The organism is Psychrobacillus sp. (assembly GCF_056205495.1).
This window is the reverse complement of sequence record NZ_JBAEAP010000218.1, coordinates 1-5514: the sequence shown is the minus strand read 5'-3', so window position 1 is coordinate 5514 and position 5514 is coordinate 1. Positions and strand designations below refer to the sequence as shown.

The 5514-nt window shown below is 38.6% G+C and carries 4 protein-coding genes; all 4 read right to left on the bottom strand.

Translation table 11 applies throughout. The annotated features are described in order from the left end of the window. Positions 1 to 2252: VWA domain-containing protein (locus tag AC06OU_RS06300; RefSeq protein ID WP_475854707.1), on the bottom strand; the 2252-nt coding region annotated here is incomplete at its 3' end. Continuing rightward, complete coding sequence (locus AC06OU_RS06295) at positions 2236 to 3996, bottom strand: vWA domain-containing protein (RefSeq protein WP_475854705.1); 1761 nt, start codon at positions 3994 to 3996, stop codon at positions 2236 to 2238. The genes AC06OU_RS06295 and AC06OU_RS06300, both read right to left, overlap by 17 nt. A gap of 11 nt (positions 3997 to 4007) precedes the next feature. Continuing rightward, on the bottom strand, positions 4008 to 4883 hold the full coding sequence (locus AC06OU_RS06290; protein WP_475854703.1) for a DUF58 domain-containing protein: 876 nt from the start codon (positions 4881 to 4883) through the stop codon (positions 4008 to 4010). Continuing rightward, a partial coding sequence (locus AC06OU_RS06285) for an AAA family ATPase (protein ID WP_475854702.1) occupies positions 4880 to 5514 on the bottom strand: 635 nt, incomplete at its 5' end. The genes AC06OU_RS06285 and AC06OU_RS06290, both read right to left, overlap by 4 nt.

Below are 5514 nucleotides of genomic sequence, written 5' to 3'. Positions count from 1 at the left end.
GCGTCCTGTTCATTGGAAACTCGGAAAAATACAAGTCCTGGCTCGCTCTCAACCGTGACACGTGATTTTCCAGGCGCCAGTGGCTCTGAACTTACTTCTAGCTCTTCCCCTTTTTCATTGACCGCTGCCACTTCTATAAAGGATGATTTTCCAGATGGGTCTGTTACCGTATAGCTTCCATCACTTGCTTTTTGAATAGTATATGGCACTTCACTATAGGAAGGGAGCATTCTAGAGACTGCTGTATTCCAAAAATCTCCCCAATTATTCCAACGAGCAAAATCTCCACTCCAGGCACCAGTAGAATCAGAAGTAAAGGCAAGTGTTCTTCCCAAACCATACATCCATTCAGCTAAAACTGGATCTTCCTTCTCACTTTGTGCAATAACATTTGCAGTTTGTTTTGCAGTGGTTGCAATATATGCATTCATCTGTGGAACTCCTTCCACAAACAAACTAGACCAGGTCGGGTCTCCATAAATAGTAGGATAAAACGGATTATCCTCTATATAGGTTCTGGAGATGATCGCCGTTTCAGTAGACATAATCGCTGGAATGGTAGATTCATCCTGTACTTCATAAAATGTTCCGCCACCCATTTCTGCAAGGCTTTCTAATAAAGCACGGTCTGCATCCTGACCAACCGCTACTGTAGAAACAGTTATATTATTCTCTTTTCCATCTTCTATTAAAGTTTGATAGTCATTAGACGAGCTTGATTGGCCATCTGTCAGTAAGATGATATGTTTTCGTTGTAGCTTCAATGGTTGTAACTGCTCGTATGCTTGCGCAAGGCTTGAATATATCTCAGTTCCTCCCCCAGCGCCTACAGAAAGGATCTTTTCAACCGCGTCTTCCCTGTCTGTGAGTGGCTCTGTCTCAATGATTTGCCATGGTCGATCGTCAAAGGCTATGAAGCCTAAATGATCATCGTCTCTTAGCATTTCTACCGAACGAGCAGCTGCCTCTTTTGCATACTCCATTTTAGGGCCAGCCATACTTCCCGTCCTATCCATCACTATAATAAGTCCTAATGAAGGTAATTGTTGCTTCCCTTTCACTTCCATCTCAACGGGTAATAACTTTTCTATAGGTGTTTTAAAATATCCACCTAGTCCAAAGCTATTTTGTCCACCAACCATCATAAATCCAGTACCGAAATTTTTAACTGCCTGTTCGATGACATTCATTTTTTGCTCTCCAACAAGATGCCCTGGAACGTTGTCAAAAATAATTGCATCATAGGCTAGATAATTTGATAAATCATATGGTAAGGAGCCTGCAGAGATTACATCTGTAGTAATTGCCTCTTGGTCAATTACATGAGAAATATTAGTTGTAGCATCCTCATTGGTGACAATCAGCAGTCTTGGAGAGCTCTCTACATTCGTAACACTCGTAAGCTTATTGTTCTCGATTAGGGCATCGCCTTGAACTATCACCTGTACGTCATATTTCAATAGCCCTTCTCCCTTAGACGTGTTCCGGAATGTAAAACTATTGGAGCCCTGTTCCAGGGATACTTGTTCTCTAGATAATAATTCATCGTTTTGATAAAGTAATAGCTCTGCATTAGTTGCCTTGGTAGCCTCTAACTCCACATTTAGCTGCTGTTGTTCTCCTTCAAAGGCTACAGGTGGAGTCTCAAATGTAGTAATCGCTACATCCTCCGATGCTATTCTCTCAAGCTCCACCACATCAACAGTGACATTACTACCTGTCATTTTCATGAGTTCATCTGCCACCGAGCCGCTTGTTTCAATTCCATCGGTAAAGAGAACAATTCTTGTAGCTTTGTTGGGATCAATTATTCCAGTAGATAATTGCAATGCTTTAGCAATATCTGTATTACCAGGTAAATCCATTGGACTGAATACAGGAAGCTTTATATCTTCATTCGTTAATGCTATCTCTGACTGAAAATTTTCAGCGAAAGAATAAACTCCAACTAAATGCTTGTCTGTTTGAGCATCTAAGCTTTTTTCAACCCATTCAGAAACCTGTTGTTCCGTACCTTGAACGGAGGCAGAACGATCAATAAGGAAAACTACCTGTTCCTCTTTAATTGGCATTAATAGATAAGGATTCGTAAGACCAAGTATTAAACAAAGAATAGCAAGCAGGCGGATAAAGAAAACTACAAGACCTTCCTTCTTCCAGTGCTTTCTGTCTTTATTCCAAATCCATATAAAATAAATAAGAATAGGAAGTGATATTAATAGCAATAGTGGTTGATCAACTCGTAAATCCACGACGTCTTTGCACCTCCCACTCGATAACAAACAACAAGAGCAATAAAACAATTAAAAATGGAACTAGCGAAAATTGTTCATGATTCTCGGATTGCTTATCTGTTTTCTGAGCCCCAATGGAATAAGAAGCTCCTTTGGAAATTTCTTTTTCTTTTTGTGATAACGCTACCGTAAAGTATTTTTCTTTTTCACCTGAACGTATAACATACACACCGGGCTCTTTTGGTGCCATAAAGGCTCCTCCATTTTCAATAGAATATAAATAGGAATCCTCCATCGTATATATTTCCCATTCGTTCGTCGTACTGCCTAACGATTGAGGTTTTCTTTCATTTGGAGTAAATGTTCCTAAATATAGATTACTATTGGATAGCTGTTCTTTTACGCTCCAAATAAATAGTGGGAAGGAAGGACTTAATGGCCAATCAGTCATTTGTATATCGGAAAGCACGACTACATCGCCTTTGGGTGATACCTGGATAAAGGGCTTATTATCGACTGTTGCAATAGTAGAATAGCCATCTACTCCTGGGTATACACTGCTCACATAAATATCCGATAAATCAGCAAAAGAAAATAACGGGTGCTCCACAGTTTGAACATTACCGTTCACTTCAATTGGCGTCACATCATTTCTTCCAATAAATAAGGCTGGTCTTTCCATTTGATTTATCAAACCAAACTGATTGGTAGCGAGAACACCTTCTTCTTTTACTAAGCTTACCTGCTCCGATGGTATACTGCTCATTTCAATCCCTAGTGATTGAAATGCTGTACGAACCAATGTATGTAGCGAGCTATCTATGTAAATCTTAGAAAGCTGGTCTTGCATAAATACAACCATTTCATTATCTAGGAGATAATCATCAGAAACATCAATGGTAGCTTTAAGAAAGCTTGCCTCCTCCAACTCATTAAAAGAAAGAGTCACCGCTTCTCCAGGTGGCAAAATAACCGCCTCTTTAATAACATCCTTCTCCCCATTTGATACGGTTAAAGAAGCATTTTGTTCTTCGTTCGTTTGATTGTCAATTTGGACCAATGCTGAAGTTCCGTTTTTCATCTTAGTAGCCCCAAAACGTTTTATGGATATATTATTCACTTCCGCTGGCTGTCCAATAACATTCCAGCTTACATTTTCATAGTGCAGTGGTAGTGTCTGTCGATCAAGCTTGTCCGTGAATACATAAACCGAAGTATCTTTCGTTTGAAAAAAAGATTGAGCAAAATCTAGTGTTTTGGAAAATGCCTCATCATCATATGTCACTTCTAATTTATTTATTTCACTTTTTATATGATTTATATTTGTTTCTTGTTTTAATACGGCAGTTGGTTCATTTCCTGTAGTAATAAGGGTGAATGGCTTACCAGATAACTGCTCAATCATATCAAGCATTTCTTGTTTATGAAGGTCAAATAAATTAGTATTATTAATATTTACTTCCATACTAGCGGATGTGTCTACGACAAAGATAACCTGCTCTCCTGCAAGTGCTTCTTTTTTCCAATAAGGCTGAATTAGTGCAAGAACAAGTAAAATCATTGCTAACATCTGAAGATAAAATAAGGCATTTTTTTGAAGGTGCTGTAAATAAGGAGAGGCTCGCGTTTCTTTCATTACTTCCTCCCAAAAAAGCGTAGATGAAACGGATTGCTTCTTGTATTTTTTTCGGAAGAAATAATAAAGGAGAACAACTACTGGAAATATTGCTGTCCATAAATATGGTAATTGACTAAAACCCAAATGTACTCACCTCACTGCACCCAATTTGCTCTTAGTAATTGATGAAATAGGACATGAGAAATGCCCTCATCTGCATTGACCTGTATTATTTTGATACCGAATTTACTACATAACTTTTCTAAAGCAAGTTGATGCAGCTTTCTTTCCTCATTATAAGAATCTATTACTCTGGAAGACATTGATATATTTAATTGTTGAGCAGTTTCTACATCTTCCAACTGCATGTCACCAGAAAAAGAAGGGGTTAACTCATCATTCGTAACAATTTGTAATAGTCGTATATCACCCGCAAAGCGAGGTAGTTTTTGTATAAGAGTGCTTAAATGCTCTATGTCCTCCAAGCAATCCGTAATTAGGAATAATACAGTACTGTCTTTAGGCAGAAATGAGATTGCATTTTTAGCAAAGGAATCTGCCATGGACGGCGGATTCAAATCTGTTATTACTTGTGCAAACGCTTTACGGTAGGTTGCCCCTTTTCTTCTAAAAGGAGGAACTTTCTCATTTGAAACCATAGAAAAGGTAAGTCGATCATCTCTTTGAAGTACAAGGATACCTAGGGAAGCTGCTAATTGCCTAGCAAAATTCCATTTTACTTTTTCTCCCATCGATTTTGAGGAGTCTAGTAGAATATGTACCCTCATTTCCTGTTCATCTAAAAAACGTTTGATAAAATACTTATCTGTTCTAGCATAAACATTCCAGTCAATTTGACGAACATCATCTCCAGGCGTATATTCCCTGAAATCTGAGAAGTCTAGAGAAGCACCGAATCTTTGGGAACGATGAGACCCTTTATGCTGTCCACGTAGTTTAGATTTGGTTGCTATAGACAATCGACTTAGCTTTCCAGTCCAATCTTTTGGGATCAAGTAATCCTTACTCATACACTTTGTCCTTGCTTCACTGTTTGTAAAATAATTTCTATTAAGTCATCCGTACTTTTACCTTCTGCTTCCCCCTCATAGTTAAGCAACAAACGATGTCTTAGTACAGGCTTTACTACAGTTTTAATATCTGCTATCGAAACGTGATAACGACCTGAAACCAAGGCTCTTGCTTTTGCTAGTTTAATAAGGCTTTGCAAACCACGAGGGCCACTTCCATATTGAACATATTGCTGAACTTCTGGGACGACAGAAGTTTCCGGGTGAGTAGCTGCAATAAGGTCAACTGCATACTCTAACATGTCATCCGCAATCAATACTTCCTTAACCATTTGTTGAGCAATAATCAGATCTTCTGCATTCATTACTTTGTTCAAACGAATGTCTTGGCTTCCAGTAGTTCTCTTTGTAATTTCTATTAACTCTTCTTTAGTTGGATAGGAAACAAGTATCTTACATAAAAATCGGTCCATTTGTGCTTCCGGCAATGGATACGTCCCTTCCATTTCAATTGGATTCTGTGTTGCTAATACAAAAAATGGTCGATCCATCTTCTTTGTGTCTCCGAGTACAGTAACAGTCTTCTCACCCATCGCCTCTAAGAGGGCACTCTGAGTTTTAGGAGTTGCAC

Excerpts from the sequence above, each read along its gene's own strand:
- AC06OU_RS06290 (WP_475854703.1), bottom strand. The coding sequence starts at position 4,883 with ATGAGTAAGGATTACTTGATCCCAAAAGATTGGACTGGAAAGCTAAGT.